Below are 21373 nucleotides of genomic sequence, written 5' to 3'. Positions count from 1 at the left end.
ATGGAAAACAAATTAGAAATTAAATTCAGAAACCAAAAACAATCCTTTGAAATTATTGAGGAGGAAATTATAGTTGATTTAGAAACTTCAAAGCATAAGTTAAAATACAATATTCCTCTCGAAGAAATTAAGAAAACTCATTTTATAACTAAATCTAAGGAAGACGGATTCTTTTTAATTTGTTTATTTTCTTTTGCTTTAAATTTTCTATTTCTAAGCTATTTCATTATTGACAATTATAAATTGGGAAATGTGTTTTTACAGAGTAGTCTTTTAACAATTTCTCTAGTACTTATAGCGATTATTAAAGCCTTTTTTGATGGACATAATGAAAAACATATAGATGCATCCAAACTTTTGTATTTTATATATACCAAAAAAAATGCTAACGAGGTAGATCAGTTTATAGAATTGATTTATATCAAACAGAAAGACTACTTTAGAAAGAAATATTTTGTAATTGACACAGTACTTCCCTACAACATACAATACGAAAGATATCTTTGGCTATATACCAATAATTACATCAACGATCACGAATACGAAATTATTAAAGAAGACTTAGACAAGTACTTCAATTTTAACCCAACCATTTAATTATGAAAACAATAGCTGTTATAGGTTCAGGAACTATGGGTAACGGAATTGCCCACACTTTTGCACAAAGCGGATTTACAGTAAAATTAATTGATGTTTCTGAAAAAGCATTAGATAAAGGAATGGCAACCATCGCTGCCAATTTGGACCGAATGGTAAGCAAAGGCACCATTACAGAGGAAGACAAAGCCAAGACCATTACCAATATTATTACGTATACAGACATCAAAGACGGAGTCGTTGGTGTAGATTTAGTGGTAGAAGCCGCTACAGAAAACGTAGATTTAAAACTGAATATCTTCAAACAATTAAATGAAGTTTGTTCTTACAACACCATTTTAGCGACCAATACCTCATCAATTTCAATCACACAAATTGGAGCTGTGGTAAGTCATCCAGAGCGCGTTATCGGTATGCATTTTATGAATCCAGTGCCTATTATGAAATTAGTTGAAATCATTAGAGGATACAACACTTCTGATGAGGTTACCGAAATTATCATGAAATTATCTGAAAAACTAGGAAAAGTACCTGTTGAGGTGAACGATTATCCTGGTTTTGTGGCGAACCGAATTTTAATGCCTATGTTAAATGAAGCCATTGAAACTTTGTACAATAAAGTAGCAGGCGTTTACGAAATAGACACTGTGATGAAACTTGGTATGGGACATCCAATGGGACCATTACAATTAGCTGATTTTATTGGTTTGGATGTGTGTTTAGCTATTTTAAATGTAATGTACGAAGGATTCAAAAATCCAAAGTATGCGCCTTGCCCATTATTGGTCAATATGGTACGTGCTGGAAAGTTAGGAGTAAAATCAGGAGAAGGATTCTATGACTACAGTGAGAGCAAAAAAGCTGAAAAAATTTCAAAAATGTTTTTATAATTTTTTATTCTCTAAAAATAACAAACCCCAAAATCATTTGATTTTGGGGTTTGTTTTTATATAAGCTTTCCAGTTTACAATAACGAATGACTTGTCATCACAGCAGGTTTTTCAATACCCATCAATTCTAAAATTGTTGGAGCAATATCACCTAACACACCATCATTAATTTTTTTCAATTCTTTGTCAACTAAAATAATTGGCACTGGATTCGTAGTGTGCGCTGTATTTGGACTACCATCAGGATTAATCATCGTTTCGCAATTTCCGTGATCCGCAATTACGATAGTAGTATAATCATTTGCCAAAGCCGCTTCAATAACTTCTTTCACACAAGCATCTACTGCTTCACAAGCTTGAATAGCAGCACTCATTACTCCTGTATGACCAACCATATCACCATTTGCGAAATTCAAACAAACAAAATCAACTTCACCTTTATTCAATTCAGGAACCAACGCATCTTTCAATTCATATGCGCTCATTTCAGGTTTCAAATCATAAGTGGCTACTTTTGGGGAATTCCTCAAGATACGAGTTTCTCCCTCAAATGGAGTCTCTCTACCACCGGAGAAAAAGAACGTTACGTGTGGATACTTTTCTGTTTCTGCAATACGAATTTGTTTTTTATTCGCTTTTTCTAAAACCTCACCTAAAGTCTCAGTAATATTATCTTTGTTATAAACCACTTTTACATTTTCGTAAGTTTCATCATAATTCGTCAATGTAACATAATACAAAGGCAGTTTATGCATGTTTTGCTCATGAAAATCTTTTTGAGAAAGAGCTTCTGTTAACTCTCGGCCTCTATCAGTTCTGAAGTTGAAAAAGATTACTACGTCATCAGCCTGAATAGTTGCTAAAGGTTGATTATTAGCATCAACCACTACTAACGGATCAATAAACTCATCTGTAACATCTTTTGCGTAACTTTCTTCAATAGACCCAACAGCATCTTGAGTAGGCTTTCCTGTTCCGTTAACTACTAAATCGTAAGCTAATTTTACGCGTTCCCATCTTTTATCACGATCCATAGCATAATATCTACCTACAACAGAAGCTAATTTAGCTGTAGTTGGTGCCATGAAATCTTCTAAATCTTGGATGTATTGTTTTCCTGACTTTGGATCTACGTCACGACCATCGGTAAAAGCGTGTACAAATATATTTTCTAAACCATATTCTTGAGAAGCCGTAATCAATCCGCGTAAATGCGAAGTATGAGAATGTACTCCTCCATCAGAAACTAATCCTAAAAAGTGTACTTTTTTGTTGTTTTCTTTGGCATAAGTAAAAGCATCAATTAGAACAGGTTCCTTTGCTAAAGTATTATTGGCTACAGCCAAATTAATTTTAGCCAAATCTTGATACACGATTCTTCCTGCACCAAGGTTCATATGGCCTACCTCACTATTACCCATCTGACCTTCTGGCAAACCAACGTTTAAACCATCAGTTCTTAACTGTGCACTTGGATAGTTGTCGTATAGACTATTTATAAAAGGAACATTTGCATTGTCTATTGCAGATACTTTAGGATCAGGAGATTTCCCCCATCCATCAAGAATCATAAGTATAACTTTCTTATTCATGATAATTTTTTTATCAAAGATAAAGAATTTTCAAAAGCCGAAAAAGGTTTCAAAATATACCTAAAAATTTCAATCGTTGTAGGGGATAAATAATCACAAATAAATAGCTAAATATTGAATTTAGCTTTTTACAAATTGATTTTTGATTTCGTTGTAATCAATAAAATAGCGAACGCTTACCGAAAGCGTATGTTGTAATTTTTCATTAGTCAAAAGAGCATCAATATTGTCTTTATAATTTTTATTAATGACATTTTCAAAAGTAGCAGAACTATTTCTGTACAAAAATGAAACTTGGCTTCCAGGAGCAAACCACCAAGAATACGACAAGTCCATATTCCATGAATAAAAACTAGAATTTTTATTTTGATTGTATCCCAAATAATCTACCAATCGACCTTTATCTGTCAATGAAAGAATATTTTTATTTTCCGCATAAGACCAATATTGACGAAGTGATAAATTAAAATTCATTTGACTGTTAATTGAATACTTCCCAGAAATAATATGAGCATATGTAACTACGTTTCGATTAGCGAACAATATCACATTGTTGCCCGAAGAGTCAAAAACATTGCCTAAAACATCTATAAAACCTTTATTATTGTTGCGTCTGGAATAACTAAAATCATAAACCATAGCCAATTTATCATTGAAACGATATCTTGGACTAAGAGTAATCCCAATAAAATCTCTCCCCGGCTCATCTGCTTTTGAATATTCTGGATTGATATCAAAGGCAAATTTATAGTTATAGTTACGAGAATAATAAGCCCAAAAACTGTAGCTTGTGGGCGTAATAACAAATCTTCCAGCTTGACGTGGTTCGTAATAATCATAACGTTCAAATGGATTGCAATTGATTCCAAAACCATAAGAATTATTCTTCAACGTTTCAATATTGGTGTTGATGTTGATATTGCTTCCCTGAACTTGCCCCGTTTCTTTGTTAAATTGAATGAAGTTATTATAGTTCACTCTAAAACCATTAAAACGCTTGGTTGGGTTTAGAATTCGATAATTGGCATTTCCATAAAAACTGTAATAATTCGTCTCAAAATTGATTCCCAAATCATTGTTATCAAAATCTTTGGTATACATATCGGCACCTAAACTATAGCGATAGTTCCCAGATGTTTCTGCAAAGTTTAATTGAGTAGCAATACCCGTTTTAATTTTATCTTCATTAACATAACTGTATTTAAAATCGCCAGACAAGTTGTAGGTATTGGCTTTGGTATTCAAGTCCCAAACCAAAGCAGAAACATTCCCGTCTCTAAAATCACCGTTTCTGGTCACATTAGTATTTACAAACGCAATTGACGAATTTTTTCTAAAACGCTGGTCCAAAACCAAGACATTATAATTCGCTAAAGGTTCTACCACTTCTTTGCGTGAATCTCCCGTTACAGTATTTGTAATAGTTGCTGTGGTCTTTTCAGTAACCGCATTCAAAACTCCAATACCAAGACCACCTTTGGTTCTTCCTGATATTTTTAAAGCATTAATCAAGTTTACACTTGCAGGATTATCTGTAATTATTTCATTTGTTCCTGTGATAGGATAATTAGTCGGTGCGCCACCAATTCGTCGAGAATACAACAAATTCCCTTTGCTAAACAAGTCTGTTCCTTCTGTAAAAAAGGGTCTGTTTTCATTGAATTGTTGTTCGAATGGACCTAAATTTAAAATCACATCATCATATTTGGTTTGACCAAAATCTGGAATCAAAATGGCATCAAGCGTAAACGCATCGTTAATTCCGTACTTCAAATCTAAGCCTCCTTTTAAAGTACCTTTCGTTTTTTGTTGGTCATTGGCATTCAAATAAAACGAAGAATACGGTAAAAAGAACAAACGTGTTGGGGTTTCTATATTTGCTATACCCTTTAAAACCCCATTTTGTTGCGTGAACGTTCCTAATTTTGAGTCAATAAAATTCCAAGAATACTTTTGACGGTCTCTACGTATTTCTCTAAAAAAGTTAACGCCCCAAGTTTGCACTTTTTCAGGAGAAAAACGCAACGCGGCATAAGGAATTCGCATTTCAACTACCCAACCAAAATCGGTAATTACGGCTTTACTGTCCCAAACCGCATCCCAAGAATAATCTTCTCCATTTGAATCTGTTGCCAAACAATCGGCTTGTCCGTCGGCGGCATTGACAAAGAATTGAAAATTTTGCTGTCCGTCATTGTAACCGTTAATGAAAATTCCAAAAAAGTCAGCCGTACCAAAATCATCTCTTTTTGAAATTTCTCTCAAGATTTTATTAGGCTCATTATCATACATCTTTGCAGCGATGTAAATAGCTGTATTATCATAAAGTACTTTAACTTCTGTTCTTCTTTCAGGAATAACAGGTTTTCCGTTATCTGGTTGAAACATCACGAAATCGGTAGCAGAAGCAACTTGTTCCCAAGATTGCTCGTTTATTTTACCATCAATTACTATGGGAGTTGTGATAAACTTTGTTTCGAGGTTTTTCTTTTGGCTATAGCCAAAAAAAGTAAATAGAAGTCCACTGATAAGAAGAAAAAATCTCATAGAATCTGATTGATTGATGATGAATGCGTCTGAATTTCATTAATAGACTTACTAAATTAAAGTTTGTTACAGTTTTACAAACTAATTTTCATTTCATCATTTCAAAACGAATCTTGATTATTAAAAAAGTCATTATTTTGGCTACAAAAACTAAAAGCTATTCTTTATGGTATTGTAGTCAATAAAATAACGAATACTTACAGACAGATTAGTGGTCAAATTGTTATTTAAAACATTTTTGAAATTGGTCGAAAAATTCTTTTCAACAGCATCTGTTCTGTCTAAAGCAAAGTTTCTATATAAAAAAGACAATTGACTACCTGGTGCAAACCACCAAGTATAGGATAAATCAAAGTTCCAAGAATTAAAATTTCGATTTTTGTTTTCGTTGTATAAAGTGTTCGGAGCTAACTTTCCGTCATCTTGTAATGTTAGAAATTCATGATTCCTAGCATAAGACCAATAGTAACGTGCTGTTAAATTTACAGTCATTTTCTCGTTTATTGCATACTTACCTGTAAAATCATGTTGAATGTATTCTCTATTGCGTTCAGCAAAAATAATTCCATCAGTTGTAGTGTCTACCCATCCCCTATCATTTTTTTTATTCAAATAATCGACTGCATAAGCCAACGACAATTTATCATTAAAGCGATACTTTGGACTGGCATAAAAACCATAATTATACCTTCCTTCTTCATCAAATTTAGCACCTGAAATGGTTAAATCAAATGTAAAAGGATGATTTCTGTTCATTTCAATTCCAAAATAAGACGATACTCTTTTGGGAATAAAAACATAACGATTGTACTCTCTAGGCTCGTAAAAATCATATGTTACCAATGGATTAGCAACAAAAGCAAACTCAAAATAGTCATTGTTTAAAGTAGTTCCTTTTAAAACCGTCTTATACCAAGCCTCCTGAAGTTTTCCAAATGTATTTTGAATCTCGGCATTGAATTCTTGTTCTACTTTAAAAGTATTGAAGACTTTGGTTGGATTGACAATTCTATAACTTCCATTAGCTAGAAAACCGTGATAATTGGTATAAAAAATAATCCCTAAATCATTGATATCATAATTTTCAGAAATGTATTTACCTGAAAATAAATAGCGATATTTTCCACTAGTTTTGGCAAAATTTATTGCGGTTTTATAACCGTTATAATCTTGAACATCATTAATAGTACTGTACTTAAAATCTCCATATAAATTATACGAATTTGCTTTGGTACTTAAATCAAATAAAAGCCCAGAAACATTGGCATCTCTAAAACCTCCATTTCGTGTAGTATTCGTATTGATAAAAGTTACCGATGAGTTTTGATTAAAACGCTGGTCAAAAACTAAAACATTATAATTCGTAAGAGGTTCGATTACTTCTTTTCTTTGAGAATTGGTGATTGTATCTCTTATAGTAGCAAATGTTTTTTCGGTAACAGCATTCAAAAAACCAACACCCAATCCTTTTTGGGTTCTACCAGAAACTTTTACTGCATTGATTAAGTCTACCGAATTAGGATAATTGGTAATTTCTTCATCTGGATTAAGATTGACCTCGGTTGTAGGTGCGAGACCAATTCTTCTGGAATAAAACAAATTCCCTTTTGTAAACAAATCGGTTCCTTCAGTAAAAAAAGGGCGGTTTTCTTGAAATTGTTGTTCAAAGGGCTCGAGAATCAGAATGGCATTATCAAATTTAGTTTGACCAAAATCCGGAACTAAAATAGCGTCTAAAGTAAAGGAATCATTTATACCATATTTCAAATCCAAACCCGCTTTAAAAGTCGTTTCTGAACCAATGTCATTTCTTTGATTGTATATGGATGAATAAGGGATTAAAAAAAGTCGGGTTGGTGTATCAATATTAGAAATTCCTTCTAATATTCCAGCTTGAGGAATCACTGCTCCAATTTTGGTATCTACTAAATTCCAAGTATATTTTTGAACATCCCTTTTGATTTCTCGCATGAAATTAATTCCCCAAGTTTGCTTTTCTTGATTTGAAAAACGCAAGGCAGCATAGGGTATTTTCATTTCAACAGTCCAACCAAAATCTGTCAGAACGACTTTACTATCCCAAATCGCATCCCACGAAAAATCCTCAAAATCTTCTGTAGCAAGACAATCCATTTGAACTCCAGCAGCACTAACAAAAAATCTAAAATCTTGTTGCCCATCATTAAATCCATTAATAAAAACAGAAAAATGGTCCGAAACTCCAAAAACATCTCTATTGGTTATTTCTCTTTGAATTTTGGCAGGTTCATTATCATACATTGAAGCTGCAATGTAAATTGCATTGTTATCATAAATAATTTTAATCTCTGTTTTCTTATCGGCACTTATTGGCTTACCATTATCTGGTTCAAACATCACGAAATCAGTCGCTACGTCAGCGTTAATCCAAGCTTTCTCGTTAAATTTCCCATCAATAGTTATGTTTTCCGTAGTAGATTTCGTCACTAAAACTTTTTTTTGTGACCAAACTATATTTTTTGAAATAATCAATAAAACAAGTAAAAACAAGTACTTTTTTTTCATTTTGGGGTGCTTATATACAGTAAAAATATAAAATTTAACATATAAACAAGCTAATGTTAACTTTATTTCACAATATTCTTTTGAAAAATACAAATCGATGAAGTGTTAAATTTTATCGACGTACTACACTTTTTTAATCATAAAAGCGTTTTTGTTGTATATTTGCAAACCAAAAACAAGTGATTAATTAAAAGACAATCAATGATTTATAGCGCTTTCCTTACTATTGCCTTATTCTTTTTGAGTTCCTTTTCAATTAACAACTCAGTATCTGAAGAAAATAAAAATCGTAAAAACAAATTTGAGCATGCAACCAACTTAAAATCCAAAGCTGATTTAATAGTTGAGTCTGTCTATCATAATTTAAACGCTAATCAATTTATCCTTCCTCAATTTGATAGCTTTTCAGAAGCATTAAAAGGCTATTATAGACTAAAAGAAAAAGGATTGGTTAAAAAAGAAATTTTAACCTTAGTTGATTTTAGTTTGTCATCAAATACAAAAAGACTTTGGGTAATTGATTTAGCAACAAATACAGTATTATTTCAATCATTAGTAGCACACGGAAGAAATACTGGAGAAGAGTTTGCAACGAATTTTTCAAATAAAACATCTTCTTTCCAAAGTAGCCTTGGCTTTTATGTAACGGGAGAAGTATACAAAGGAAAACACGGATTGTCTCTTAAATTAGATGGTTTAGAAAAAGGGATAAACTGTAATGCACGTTCTAGAGCAGTGGTTATTCACGGTGCTGATTATGTTTCTGAATCTTTTATCAGGCAACACAAAAGATTAGGCAGAAGTCAAGGATGTCCAGCATTACCAAATGATTTAACTTTACCAATCATTAATACTATTAAGGAGCAGTCGATTTTGTTTATTTATCATCCTTCAAGAAAATCTGAAGAGGTAATAGAAAAATTAAGTTCTTAGTTTTTCATACAAAGCAGCGTCATAATCATAAATATCTTTTCTGAATTGAAGCTTACCATTTAAACTCCAAGCTGTCCAATACCAGATATAAAGATTGTATTTTTTCTCAATTTTCACATAATGTGTTTTTCTTGTGGCAACAACAGAATCAATTTTTTCTTTGGACCAACTTTCAGAATGATTCAAAAAATACCCAGCTAATTCAAGCGGTTTTTCTACTCTAATACAACCCGAACTCAATGAACGATTGTTCAAACCAAATAAGTTACGATGATTCGTATCGTGCAAATAAATGCTATGATGATTGGGAAATAAAATTTTCATTTCTCCAAGCGTATTATTAGGACCAGGCTCTTGGACATATCTATAGTTATGAGGTTTAGAGGCATTCCAATTCTCTGGGGAAACTACATTATTACTCGCATCATAGATTTTAATATTCTTATTTGAAAGATAATTACGATTTCTTTTCATAGCCGGAACTACATCTTCTTTCAAAATAGTTGGAGGTATGGTCCAAGTAGGATTTAACACAACTGTTTTTAAATACGAATTCAATATTGGTGTTTTTCTTTTATTTGTACCCACTACAACTTTCTGAGTAATTGTAGTATCGTTATTTTCTACTACAATTAATTTATAATCCGGAATATTAACAACTATATAATCTTCATCTGGAACCATCTGAAACCATCTCCAACGCTCTAGATTAGCCAAAATTTGCTTCTTCCTACTGGATTTAGAAAAATTTAATGCCTCAATTGTTCCTGCTCCAATTACACCATCTGGAGCAAGTCCGTGTCTCACTTGAAAACGTTTCATTGCAGCAACAGTTTTAGAATCATAAATTGCCGTCAAACTATCTGAACTATTCAAATCATTCCAAAATAATAATCTTTTTTTTATGCTTATAATTTTAGGATTAGTATCATTGGCAACTATTTTATCTGTAAATGCAATAGAAGAAAAATCAGAATCAGAAAACTCCTCAATCAACTCTAAAGCTTTTTTTAATTGATTGTAAACTTTTGAATTTGGCTTGCAACTATCAATTGTTGCTACAAAATCTTTTTTAGCAAATGATTCAGCGAGTAATTCGTTTACATCAAAAGGTGCTCTCTCAATATCCCAATTATTGTATATTTTTTTTGGGTCTAACTTTCCTAGTTTTAAATGAGTTAAAAACAATTGAGTATTTAGAGTTAATACTAAATCATAGTTAATCAAATCCTTCTTTTTAAGAAGAGCGTGTTTATTTTCTAATGCTTCTAAAACTTTTATTTTATAATCATCAGGAAACAACCCTTCTTTATGTGAATCCTTTATGGCATTCAAAACGACTTTACGGAGCATATCTGATTGCCATACGGTTTTAAATCCTGTAGCTCTATAAAATTCAAGTAGTTTTTTATTTTCGAAAGATAAAACTACAGCGCTATCAATTTCAATAGCATTACCTTCTACCTTAATTTTCGGTATAATTTCAGCTTTAGTTTTTATTGTTTTTACAGAAGTGTCTGTTTGTTTATTACAACTTAGCAACAATAAAAAAATAAGCAAAAGGTAAAATTGTTTCATATTAATTGATTTAAACACAACAGAACGAGAATCATAATCATAATTCAAATCCCTCATTTCATTTTGATTTAAAATTGATATACTTTGAAATTATGACTATTTAAAATATATGATTACTAAAACAACTTTCGGGAAAAATAAGTTATGCCTAAAAATCATTTCAAGGCAAAAATGGAAAAAAAAGAGATTTCATCTATCATCACTTTCAAAATAACAACATACAATTGACTATTCTTGTCACACTATTTGGGTGTATTGATACAAAAGTAACTGCTAATTCATTGTTTTCTTCTATGTGCATCATTTTTTTTATAAAAAAATAAATGTATAACAATTTAGTTTTAAATTAATTATAAACAACTGCCTTTTTGGGGTGATTTTTTTTTGTTCTAAAATTTGCAAATAAGTGAAATGTTTATCTATATTTGCACCACAATAATGCGAAAGTAGCTCAGTTGGTAGAGCTCCAGCCTTCCAAGCTGGTTGTCGCGAGTTCGAGCCTCGTCTTTCGCTCTAAGTAGAATTCGATTCTATAAGTTCTTATAAAATTTTTAAATTTTAACTTGACATAAGTTTTAAATTTATTTATTTTTGAAAAAAATTAATGCGAAAGTAGCTCAGTTGGTAGAGCTCCAGCCTTCCAAGCTGGTTGTCGCGAGTTCGAGCCTCGTCTTTCGCTCTTTAAAAAGCCGAAACATTTTGTTTCGGCTTTTTTATTTTAAGCTACTCAAGTCAGAACCTGATTCCAACTCAACAGGTTCTTGGTTTTGTAAAAACAAACGAGCCTTTAAATCTCCTTTTAAAGCAACAACATCTCCTTTTACTTCAAGCCAGCTCCCCTCTCTTAAACCTAAAACTGGTATTGCATTAAAAGCATGAAATTCTTTAATTCTAGTTTCACGTGTTTCTCCCATATGAGTAGAACCTTCAATAGGATCTAAATAATGCGGATTAAGATTAAACGGAACAATACCTAACGTTTGGAAACTTGGAGGATAAATAATAGGCATATCATTAGTTGTCTGCATACTCAAGCCACAAATATTACTTCCTGCACTCGTTCCTAAATATGGTGTGCCTTTTTTTACAGTTTCAGACAATAAATGCATCAAATCAAATTTGTACAACTGACTTACCAAAAGAAAAGTATTACCTCCTCCAGTAAAAATACCTTTAGCATCTTGAATCACTTTTTTAGGATTTTCAAATTCATGAATTCCTCTTACTTCAATATCAATTTTAGCAAATGCCTGAGCAACTTTGAGCGTATATTCATCGTGTGTTATACCACTTGGTCGTGCAAACGGAATAAACAAAATACTTTGACATCCAGCAAAATGCAATTTTAAATCAGCCATTAAATAATCCAAATACCCACCACCGTGCAAAGTAGATGTACTAGCTATAATACAATTTCTCATTTTTCTTTTTTTTTAAAGTGATAAAGGTATAAAAACGAATTTTTAATTAACAAATTTTTACCAAGGCCTTAATAATTATTTGGCAACGGATTGAAATACTTTTACCACAATTCAATTTAAAAGCTGGAATGAAATTTTGGTTGACTTTATTTTTTCAAATAGCCATTCTAACTATTGCTAAGGGACAGCAGCAAAAGGAAATAATGCTATCTGGTACTGTCTTCTTGAACAACAAAGAAATTGAAGATGTTTTTGTCAAAAATGAAAACTCAAACGAAACAACAAATTCTGATGCAAATGGACGTTTTACCATCAAATGCCAATTGGGAGATATTTTGAATTTTTCATCAATAAACACAGAAACGAAAAGAAAAAAAATAACTAAAAGCGAGTACCAATCCAATAGTTTAATCGTAACTATGACTTCAAAAACAATAGATTTAAACGAAGTGATTATCAATAAAAATGCAATTACTGCTGAAAAAATTGGTATCATTCCTGAAAATCAAAAAAAATACACTCCAGCTGAAAGACGCTTAAAAACCGCAGGAGACTTTAAACCCATTCATCTTTTGAGTATCTTAGGTGGCACTTTACCATTAGACCCAATTATCAACAAAATAACAGGAAGAACGAAAAAACTAAAGAAAGAACTTGAAATTGAGAAAAAAGAACGTTTATTAGAACGGCTAAAAACACTTTATAAAGATGATTTTTATGTGATGAATTTAAAAATTCCAAAAACATATATAGATACGTTTAGATATTTTTGTATCGAAAATCAATATTTAGTTTCTTATTTAACTTCTGGAAACAAGCAACTATTAGAGCTATTAATGAGTGAATTAGCGGTTACCTTTAACAAAAACCTATCTAGTGAAGAATAATTTTACCTTTTTAATATTACTTTTTTGGACGTCAATCTTCGTGGGGCAAACCCTCAATGAGCGAACAATTCAGGGTAGAATTTCGGTAGAATCTAATTTTATTGATGGCGTAAACATCAGAAACGAAACTACTCGCCAAGCCACTACAAGCAGAATTGAAGGCTACTTCAATATTCCAGCCAAAGAAGGCGATATTATTGCCTTTAGTGCCGTCAATCTTGAAACCTTAACAAAAGTCATTACCAAAGCAGACCTTTCGAATAAAGAGCTAAAAATTGAAATGACCCTAAAAAGTATCGTTTTAAAAAACATAACCATCAATAGTCATCCTGAAATTACCTCAGAAAAACTAGGCATTCCAAGTGCAACCAAACATTTCACACCCGCCGAAAGAAAATTACAAACAGCCACAAAAGGCAGCCTTGACGGAATTTTAAATGGTATTTCTGGAAGAACTGCAATGCTCAAAAAAGAAGTTCAAGTAGAAAGAAAAGAAAAACTCCTTGAAAAAATAGAATACCTTTTTGAAGAGGAATTTTACATACAAAAACTTAAAATTCCCAAAGATTACATCAAAGGGTTTCAACATTATTGTATCGAAGACCAAGCTTTTGTCAACTCGATGAAGACCAAAAACAAAACAATGAGTGAGTTTTTAATTATCAAACTAGCCGAACGCTACAACCAAATCATTTCAGATGAAAATAAATAAAACGAAAACGCTTTTTTTCTTTTTAGCGACTCAATGTATTTTAGGTCAAGCAAAAGAGGTGAAAACAATTAGAGGAAGAATTTTGGCCAATTCAGGTATTTTCACAGAAATTGAAGTAGTCAACTTAAATTCTGAAAAAAGCGCAAAAGTAAATGAAAATGGGGAATTCACTATTGAGGCAGAAATTAACGATGTTTTATTTTTTGCATCCAAAAGTTTTGAAGCCTATCGAAAAGTAATTCAAGCCAATGATTTTTGTGAAGACTTTATTAGCATTGAAATGATTCCAAAAGGCATCGAATTAGACGAAGTAATTATCAATCAATATGCTACTATCAATGCTCGAGACCTTGGAATTATACCCAAAAACCAAAAATCGTATACCGTAGCTGAAAGAAGATTAAAAGCCAACTCAGGCGGCATAGGAGGATTAATCAATATGCTTTCTGGCAGGAAAGAAATGCTCAAAAAAGAACTAGAAGTAGAGAAAAAAGAAACCAATTTAGCCAAATTAAAACGCTTATTTACTAGTGATTTTTACACAAAATCATTTCATATTGCAGCTGACAAAATCAACACCTTTCAGTATTATTGCATTGAAAACAAAAGCTTTGCGAAGTTAATAGAAACCAATAATAAAGCCCAAATGCTGGTGGCTATGCTTCAATTAGCCTCGACTTTTAATGAACTCAATAGCAATGAAGGAAAATTATAGACTAATCTTGTTCTTCTTTTTTGCTTTTGGAGTCGCTTTTTCGCAAGAAAGAAGCAATTTAAAAGGAAAAGTAGCCAATAGTATGGGAGCTGTTGTGAATGGTTCTGTTGTCAATTTGAGTTCCAAAACAAGAACAGCAATTTCAGAGCAAGGCTATTTTGAAATTTTGGCTCAGCCTAAAGACACGTTACTGTTTGCTAGTTTAGCTTGTATGCCAAAAAAAGTAATTCTTAGCAGCAAAAACTTCGAACTTCCATTTTTAGAAATAGAACTTGAATTATTTGATAACGAGTTAAAAGAAGTTATTGTTCTGAATCAAAAAGAGATTCGACCTTTGAATCCCAATCTTCAAAATTATATCGATAGAAAATACTATGATGACGCTCAATCATCACCTACCAATCCTTTGATGCCACCAACAACAATTGCTAACGGAACTGACTTTGTTCGACTTTTTAAGGATGTCAAAAAGTTATTTAAAAAGAAAGCATTACAAAAAGAGAGAGAAGAAAAACCCATCAATTACTATGTAGAAGTAATCAATAGAGTACACACTGACTTCTTTTCAAAAACCTTACAGCTCAAAGAAGAAGAAATTATCTTATTTCTTTCTTTTTGTGAAGCAGATAAAAACGCTGTAGCTATTTTGATTCAAAACGATTCGTTTCAGTTGTATGATTTTTTGATTAGCAAGAACAAAGAATTTAAAAGTTTAACTACTTTTGGAAAATGAAAAAAACTGCTTTATTCTTCGGACTATTCTTCTTAACCATTAGCCTTTCGTCCTTTGAAATGCATAAATTTTATGTGGCTATATTTCAAGTTCAATTTGTTCCTGAAAAGAAGAGAATACAAATCACTTCTAGAATTTTCTTAGATGATTTAAACAAAGCTTTAGAAAAAAAATACCATAAAAGAACTTCTATTGGAATAGGCACTGAAAAACCAGAAGAACTGCTTTTGCTAAAAAAATACTTTTCAGAAAATTTAATTCTAAAAGTAAATGGACAATCTCAATCACTAAACTACCTATCAAGCGAGGTTGAAGAAGATGTTCTGGTTACTTATCTGACAATTAAAGAAATTACAAAAATTCAAAACCTAAACATTCAGAATTCTTTATTGATGGATTGGAACTCAGAGCAACAAAACATCATGCATTTTACAGCAAATGGCACAAAAAACAGCCTAAACTTTAGCGATTCATCAAAGATACAAATGTTAAAGTACTAATAAAAAGAAAGTAGTTCCGTTAAAATTGCTATTTTCACGGACTTAAATTTCTATTTTATTTATGAAAAAAGCTACCCTACTCCTACTCTTTCCAGCAATGCTGTTTGCCCAAGAAAAAACCACCCCAACACCACCAAAACAACAAGGTAAATACGATACCAATAAGTTCAGCCAAATGTATGATTTGTTGGCTACACCTAATATGTTTCGTACTGCAGCAGGAGCCCCAGGCCCAGCCTATTACCAACAACAAGCTGATTACAAAATAGACATCGAATTAGATGATAAAAATTCAAGATTAAGTGGTGCAGAAACCATTACTTATTACAATAATTCTCCAGACAAACTAGAATACCTTTGGTTACAAATGGACCAAAATCAAGCCGCAAAAAACTCTCAATCACCTCTTGCTGAGAGTGAACGAATTGAGACGACTATGGCTCCAAGTAAATTCGCTAATGAGTACTTAAAACAAGGTTTAGATAGAGGATTTAAGTTAGAGTATGTAAAAGATGCGAAAGGCAATCCTATGACATACACTGTAAATCAAACGATGATGCGAATTGATTTACCAACACCAATGAAACCAGGAGAAAAAATCACTTTTTCTGTAAAATGGTGGTACAACATCAACAATTACCAACAAGATGGAGGTCGTTCAGGCTATGAATTCTTTGAAAAAGATGGCAATAAATTGTATGTAATTGCACAATTTTATCCAAGAATGGCAGTTTACAATGACGTTGAAGGATGGCAAAACCAACAATTTTGGGGAAGCGGAGAATTTGCATTGCCATTTGGAAATTTTGACGTAAACATTACTGTTCCCGCTGATCACGTGATGGAAGCAACAGGTGAATTATTGAACCCCGCAGAAGTTTTTACAGCAGAGCAAATGAAACGTTACGAGCTAGCTAAAAAGAGTTTTGATAATCCAGTAGTAATCGTAACACAAGCGGAAGCGGAAGCTGCTGAAAAAGGATTCTCAACCAAAAAAAAAACGTGGAAATTTAGCGCCAAAAACGTAAGAGATTTTGGAATTGCCACTTCTAGAAAATTCATTTTTGATGCAATGGCAGTAAAACTTAGTGAAAAAACTGTAATGGCTACTTCAGTATATCCAAAAGAAGCCAATCCATTATGGGGAGAGACTTCAACTAGAACCGTTGCTCATACTTTAAAAAGCTATTCATCACATACTTTTGATTATCCTTATCCAAAAGCAGTATCTGTTTCTGCAGAAGACCAAGGAATGGAATACCCAATGATTTGTTGGAATTTTGGTCGTCCAGACGCAAATGGCGTAACGAGTCCACAAGTAAAAAATGGAATGATTGGTGTAATTGTTCACGAGGTAGGACATAACTTCTTCCCTATGATTGTTAACTCTGACGAACGTCAGTGGACTTGGATGGATGAAGGATTGAACTCTTTTATGGAATATATGGCGGAGCAAGAATTAGGTACTAATTTCCCATCCAGAAGAGGGCCAGCAAAAAATATTGTTCCTTATATGAGTGGAGACCAAAAATTCTTAGAGCCAATTATGAGTAACTCTGAAAGTATTATTCAATTTGGAAATAATGCTTACGGAAAACCAGCAACGGCATTGAATATTTTGAGAGAAACAGTTATGGGTCGTGAATTATTCGATCATGCTTTCAAAACTTATGCAAACCGTTGGAAATTTAAACATCCAACTCCAGAAGACTTTTTCAGAACGATGGAAGACGCTTCTGCATTTGACTTAGACTGGTTTTGGAGAGGTTGGTTTTACTCAACCGATTTTGTTGACATAGGAATAAATGAAGTAAAACAATATTATGTAACTGATACTCCAACTACCGAATTAAAAAACGCAAAAGTTCGTAGAGGTCGTTTTGGTGAAGAAAAAGGACCATTTGTGTACTTAGTTGAAGGAACAAATGCTGAATTAAAAGAATCAGATAAAAAAGCATTGAAAGTTGAAGAATTCAAGTTACTAGCTGACTATGTAAATGAAAAATTGACTGCAGAAGAAAAAGCAAGTCTAAATGCACCTAAATTCTTTTATGAAGTAGAATTCAACAAGCCTGGTGGGTTGATTATGCCTATTTTAGTAGAATTAACTTATGAGGATGGTACTACTGAAAACTTTAAATATCCAGCACAAATTTGGAGAAAAAATAATGATACTGCCAAAAAAGTATACGCTACTTCAAAAGCAATTAAAAAAATACAAATCGACCCAAAATTAGAAACTGCAGACATTGATGTTACCAACAACAGTTGGCCAAAAGCAGAAGTAAAATCAAAATTTGATTAAGTAAAATATCATAAACTAACAAGCCCGATTTATTCGGGCTTGTTTAGTTTTATAGAACAACGACTGTCTGACAAAAACGATGTGACAAAAAAACCGTTAAAAAAACAATAAATTTCAACAACACATCAAAGAAGATATACCATGCAGGAGGAAAACAAGTATTAATTTAATAAGTTTGCTTAGTGTTCCTAAATTCTGGAAACTTGCTAAAAAGAATTAATACAAAAGAAATGGCAATAGCTGAAAACTTATTAAGTATAAAAGAATCGCTTCCTGAAAACGTTATACTTGTAGCGGTTTCAAAAACAAAACCCGTAACCGATTTAATGGAAGCCTACACAGCCGGGCAACGCATTTTTGGCGAAAATAAAATCCAAGAAATGGTCGACAAGTGGGAACAAATGCCTAAAGATATTGAATGGCATATGATTGGGCATGTTCAAACCAATAAGGTAAAATATATGGCTCCGTTTGTAACATTAATTCATGGAATCGATAGCTTAAAATTATTAGAAGAAATCAATAAACAAGCTCAAAAAAATAACCGAATTATAGATTGCTTATTGCAAATTTATATAGCCGAAGAAGAATCAAAATTTGGTCTGGATGAAGTAGAATTACAAAATTTACTCAACTCCACTTCTTTCAATCAAATGAACAATATTAGAATAGTTGGATTAATGGGAATGGCTACCTTTACAGATAATCAAAACCAAATCAAAAAAGAGTTTACCCATTTGAAATCTATTTTTGATACCCTACAAAAACTGGAGCCTAAAAACTGCCACCTGAATACCATCTCAATGGGAATGTCAGGCGATTATCCATTAGCTATAGCATGCGGCAGCACTATGGTTAGAATCGGAAGTAGTATCTTTGGCGGAAGATAATTATATACCGTCCCTGATTAAAGATTTAAGATTTATAAACTGATTACTAAAAACTGTAAACTGAACACTGAATTTGTACGCAATACTTGACATAGAAACCACAGGAGGGCAATTTAACGAAGAAGGAATCACAGAGATTGCGATTTATAAATTTGACGGACACGAAATCGTAGACCAGTTTATAAGTCTCGTCAATCCCGAAATTCCAATTCAACCCTTTGTAGTAAAGCTTACTGGCATAAACAATGCTATGTTGCGTTCTGCTCCAAAATTTTTTGAAGTTGCCAAACGCATCATAGAAATCACCACAGACTGTGTTTTGGTCGCTCACAATGCCAGTTTTGACTACAGAATCTTAAGAACAGAATTTCGCAGATTAGGGTATGATTTCAATCTAAAAACACTTTGCACTGTTGAATTGTCTCAAAAACTATTACCCGAACAACCTTCTCATAGTTTAGGAAAATTAGTCCGAGCATTGGGAATTCCAATGGCAGATAGACATCGTGCGAGTGGCGACGCTATGGCAACCGTAAAACTCTTTAAGTTATTACTCGAAAAAGATGTCGAAAAAACAATCATAAAAGAGCTAATCAAAACCGAAATCGAAAAAGGAATCGCTCCAAAACTCTTGGATATTGTACAAAGTATGCCTTCTAGAACCGGAATTTATTACATCCATAACGACAAAGGCAACTTAATTTACATTGGCAAAAGCCGAAATATAAAAAAGAGAATCAACCAACATTTTACTGGAAAATCCAATAAGTGCAAAAAAATTCAAACCGAAGTTTTTGCCGTAACTTATGAAGAAACAGGAAGCGAATTGATTGCATTGCTTAAGGAAAGTGAAGAAATAAAAGTCAACAAACCCATATTGAACCGTGCACAACGCAAAAGTATTTTTCAATTAGCACTTTATAGTGAGAAAGATAAAAATGGTTATTTGAATCTAAAAATTCAAAAATACGATGGACGTAAAAAAGAAATCACTTCATTTTCTTCTTTGCAGGAAGCCAAAAATACCTTGTTCAAGATTACAACTAAATATCATTTGTGTCAAAAATTGACAGGCTTGTATCAATCCAAAAAAGAATGTTTTCAATACGGCATAAAAGAATGTGACGGAGCTTGCATAGGAGAAATCACACCCGAGGAATACAATCAAAGGGTACATCAATTCCTCAAAGAAAATGATTTTGAGACGCAAAATATGATTGTAATAGACAAAGGTCGCAACATCAGCGAGCGTTCCGCAGTACTTATTGAAAACGGAATTTACAAAGGATATGCTTTTTATGATTTAAATTATCAGATTACAAATCCAGAAATATTAAAAAATATTTTAGTGCCTATGCAAAACAATCGAGATGCTAAAAATATAATTCAAAGCCAAATTCGAAAAAGTAAAACACTAAAGATTATCCACTTTTAATAAAGAGCTATTCCTGCTGTACATTGCAACTCCTCGCGATTAGAGTAGTTTTTCTAAGGCATAAAAGGAGCTTCCGTTGGTCGCTCTTTTCTACCAAGAAAAACAAACTCCAATCCCTCCGGGGTTTTCATTCCCATCAGGGCTAAAAAAAATGAAACATTTAATTACCATTATAGGACCCACAGCTATTGGCAAAACCGCTTTGAGTATTCAACTTGCGCAGCACTACAATTGCGAAATTATTTCGTGCGACAGCAGACAATTTTTCAAAGAAATGACCATAGGAACAGCCGTGCCTAGCAACGAAGAATTAAGAGCCGCTAAACACCATTTCATACAAAACAAATCCATTTTTGAGAATTATACCGTTGGAGATTACGAAAGAGAAGCCCTTTCTAAAATCAACGAATTGTTTCAAACCAATGATTATGTGGTATTAATTGGAGGCTCAGGCTTATATGTAGATGCTGTTTTAAAAGGTTTTGATGCTTTTCCAGATATAGACCCAAACGTAAGAACGGCTATTCAATCTCATTATGAAACTGATGGAATAAGCTATTTACAAAAGCAACTTAAGGCTTTAGACCCTATTTATTATGAAAAAATAAACAATGAAAATCCTCAAACATTACTCAATCCACAACGAATGATGCGCTTTGTAGAAGTTTGTGTAGGCACAGGAAAACCTTATTCTTCATTTTTAAATCAACAAAAAAACAATAGAAATTTTAACCCAATTCTAATAGGTCTCGAGGCAGAAAGAGCAATCATCTACGACAGAATCAACCTAAGAGTCGATATAATGATACAACAAGGCTTGGTAGAAGAAGCTCATAATTTATACCCTCACAAATCGTTAAACGCCTTGCAAACTGTAGGATATCGAGAACTGTTCAGTCATTTTGATGGCGAATGGGATTTACCTTTTGCTATCGAAGAAATAAAAAAGAACACCCGACGTTTTTCAAAAAGACAACTCACTTGGTTCAAAAGAAACGAACATACTCAGTGGTTTGACTTTAAAACGGCAACAGCAACAATCACTGACTATATTGATTCACAAATTCAACAAAGTATAACCCTTTAATATCTGT

At 32.7% G+C, this 21373-nt stretch carries 17 protein-coding genes and 2 tRNA genes; 14 read left to right on the top strand and 5 right to left on the bottom strand.

The features are described from left to right. Together FLAVO9AF_RS04715 and FLAVO9AF_RS04710 are read left to right on the top strand one after the other, a co-directional pair. Window positions 1–597 (top strand): hypothetical protein, encoded by a 597-nt coding sequence (locus FLAVO9AF_RS04715; RefSeq protein WP_159685098.1) that lies wholly within the window; start codon window positions 1–3, stop codon window positions 595–597. Between the two features lie 2 nt (window positions 598–599). Then, the gene (locus FLAVO9AF_RS04710) at window positions 600–1487 is read left to right on the top strand and encodes a 3-hydroxyacyl-CoA dehydrogenase family protein (RefSeq protein WP_159685095.1); all 888 of its coding nucleotides are present in this window, start codon (window positions 600–602) and stop codon (window positions 1485–1487) included. A 74-nt stretch (window positions 1488–1561) separates the two neighbouring features. On the opposite strand, the gene gpmI is transcribed toward FLAVO9AF_RS04710, so the two are convergent. The 3 genes from gpmI to FLAVO9AF_RS04695 form a co-directional block, all read right to left on the bottom strand. After that, a complete protein-coding gene (gpmI, locus tag FLAVO9AF_RS04705; RefSeq protein WP_159685092.1) occupies window positions 1562–3079 on the bottom strand; it encodes a 2,3-bisphosphoglycerate-independent phosphoglycerate mutase in 1518 nt (505 codons plus the stop codon). Window positions 3080–3199: 120 nt separating this feature from the next. Then, a complete protein-coding gene (locus FLAVO9AF_RS04700; RefSeq protein WP_159685089.1) occupies window positions 3200–5626 on the bottom strand; it encodes a DUF5916 domain-containing protein in 2427 nt (808 codons plus the stop codon). Window positions 5627–5776: 150 nt separating this feature from the next. Next, a complete protein-coding gene (locus FLAVO9AF_RS04695; RefSeq protein WP_159685086.1) occupies window positions 5777–8170 on the bottom strand; it encodes a DUF5916 domain-containing protein in 2394 nt (797 codons plus the stop codon). Window positions 8171–8371: 201 nt separating this feature from the next. On the opposite strand from FLAVO9AF_RS04695, the gene FLAVO9AF_RS04690 reads away from it, so the two are divergent. Continuing rightward, window positions 8372–9103 (top strand): murein L,D-transpeptidase catalytic domain family protein, encoded by a 732-nt coding sequence (locus tag FLAVO9AF_RS04690; RefSeq protein WP_159685083.1) that lies wholly within the window; start codon window positions 8372–8374, stop codon window positions 9101–9103. Here FLAVO9AF_RS04690 and FLAVO9AF_RS04685 read toward each other — a convergent pair. Beyond that, window positions 9092–10681 carry a murein L,D-transpeptidase gene (locus tag FLAVO9AF_RS04685; protein ID WP_159685080.1) on the bottom strand — a complete coding sequence of 530 codons (1590 nt, stop codon included), beginning with the start codon at window positions 10679–10681 and terminating at the stop codon, window positions 9092–9094. The genes FLAVO9AF_RS04690 and FLAVO9AF_RS04685 overlap by 12 nt on opposite strands. A gap of 440 nt (window positions 10682–11121) precedes the next feature. On the opposite strand from FLAVO9AF_RS04685, the gene FLAVO9AF_RS04680 reads away from it, so the two are divergent. After that, window positions 11122–11194, top strand: a tRNA-Gly gene (locus FLAVO9AF_RS04680). Window positions 11195–11287: 93 nt separating this feature from the next. Then, window positions 11288–11360 (top strand) — tRNA-Gly (locus FLAVO9AF_RS04675). Between the two features lie 34 nt (window positions 11361–11394). Here FLAVO9AF_RS04675 and pepE read toward each other — a convergent pair. Beyond that, entirely contained in the window at window positions 11395–12102 is a 708-nt protein-coding gene (pepE, locus tag FLAVO9AF_RS04670) for a dipeptidase PepE (protein ID WP_159685076.1), read from the bottom strand. Between the two features lie 128 nt (window positions 12103–12230). On the opposite strand from pepE, the gene FLAVO9AF_RS04665 reads away from it, so the two are divergent. The 9 genes from FLAVO9AF_RS04665 (at window position 12231) to miaA (ending at window position 21366) form a co-directional block, all read left to right on the top strand. Beyond that, window positions 12231–12989 (top strand): carboxypeptidase-like regulatory domain-containing protein, encoded by a 759-nt coding sequence (locus FLAVO9AF_RS04665; RefSeq protein WP_159685072.1) that lies wholly within the window; start codon window positions 12231–12233, stop codon window positions 12987–12989. Further along, the gene (locus FLAVO9AF_RS04660; RefSeq protein ID WP_236552273.1) at window positions 12979–13701 is read left to right on the top strand and encodes a carboxypeptidase-like regulatory domain-containing protein; all 723 of its coding nucleotides are present in this window, start codon (window positions 12979–12981) and stop codon (window positions 13699–13701) included. Before FLAVO9AF_RS04665 ends, FLAVO9AF_RS04660 begins: the two co-directional genes overlap by 11 nt. Continuing rightward, window positions 13688–14416: a hypothetical protein gene (locus FLAVO9AF_RS04655; RefSeq protein WP_159685069.1), complete on the top strand. Its 729-nt coding sequence runs from the start codon at window positions 13688–13690 to the stop codon at window positions 14414–14416. Before FLAVO9AF_RS04660 ends, FLAVO9AF_RS04655 begins: the two co-directional genes overlap by 14 nt. After that, window positions 14385–15149: a hypothetical protein gene (locus tag FLAVO9AF_RS04650; RefSeq protein ID WP_159685066.1), complete on the top strand. Its 765-nt coding sequence runs from the start codon at window positions 14385–14387 to the stop codon at window positions 15147–15149. The genes FLAVO9AF_RS04655 and FLAVO9AF_RS04650 overlap by 32 nt, the downstream gene beginning before the upstream one ends. Continuing rightward, a complete protein-coding gene (locus FLAVO9AF_RS04645; protein WP_159685063.1) occupies window positions 15146–15649 on the top strand; it encodes a DUF6702 family protein in 504 nt (167 codons plus the stop codon). The genes FLAVO9AF_RS04650 and FLAVO9AF_RS04645 overlap by 4 nt, the downstream gene beginning before the upstream one ends. Window positions 15650–15710: 61 nt before the next feature. Further along, window positions 15711–17954, top strand: a complete 2244-nt coding sequence (locus FLAVO9AF_RS04640) for a M1 family metallopeptidase (RefSeq protein WP_159685060.1) — start codon at window positions 15711–15713, stop codon at window positions 17952–17954. A gap of 230 nt (window positions 17955–18184) precedes the next feature. Beyond that, window positions 18185–18844, top strand: a complete 660-nt coding sequence (locus FLAVO9AF_RS04635; protein ID WP_159685057.1) for a YggS family pyridoxal phosphate-dependent enzyme — start codon at window positions 18185–18187, stop codon at window positions 18842–18844. 73 nt (window positions 18845–18917) lie between these two features. After that, a complete protein-coding gene (locus FLAVO9AF_RS04630) occupies window positions 18918–20279 on the top strand; it encodes an exonuclease domain-containing protein (protein WP_159685054.1) in 1362 nt (453 codons plus the stop codon). 151 nt (window positions 20280–20430) lie between these two features. Next, window positions 20431–21366 (top strand): tRNA (adenosine(37)-N6)-dimethylallyltransferase MiaA, encoded by a 936-nt coding sequence (gene miaA, locus FLAVO9AF_RS04625; RefSeq protein ID WP_159685051.1) that lies wholly within the window; start codon window positions 20431–20433, stop codon window positions 21364–21366. Window positions 21367–21373 lie beyond the last annotated feature (7 nt).

The organism is Flavobacterium sp. 9R (assembly GCF_902506345.1).
In the GTDB taxonomy this organism is placed as follows: Bacteria; Bacteroidota; Bacteroidia; order Flavobacteriales; family Flavobacteriaceae; genus Flavobacterium.
The sequence above is the reverse complement of the archived record's forward strand: the minus strand, read 5'-3'. Positions and strand labels throughout refer to the sequence as shown.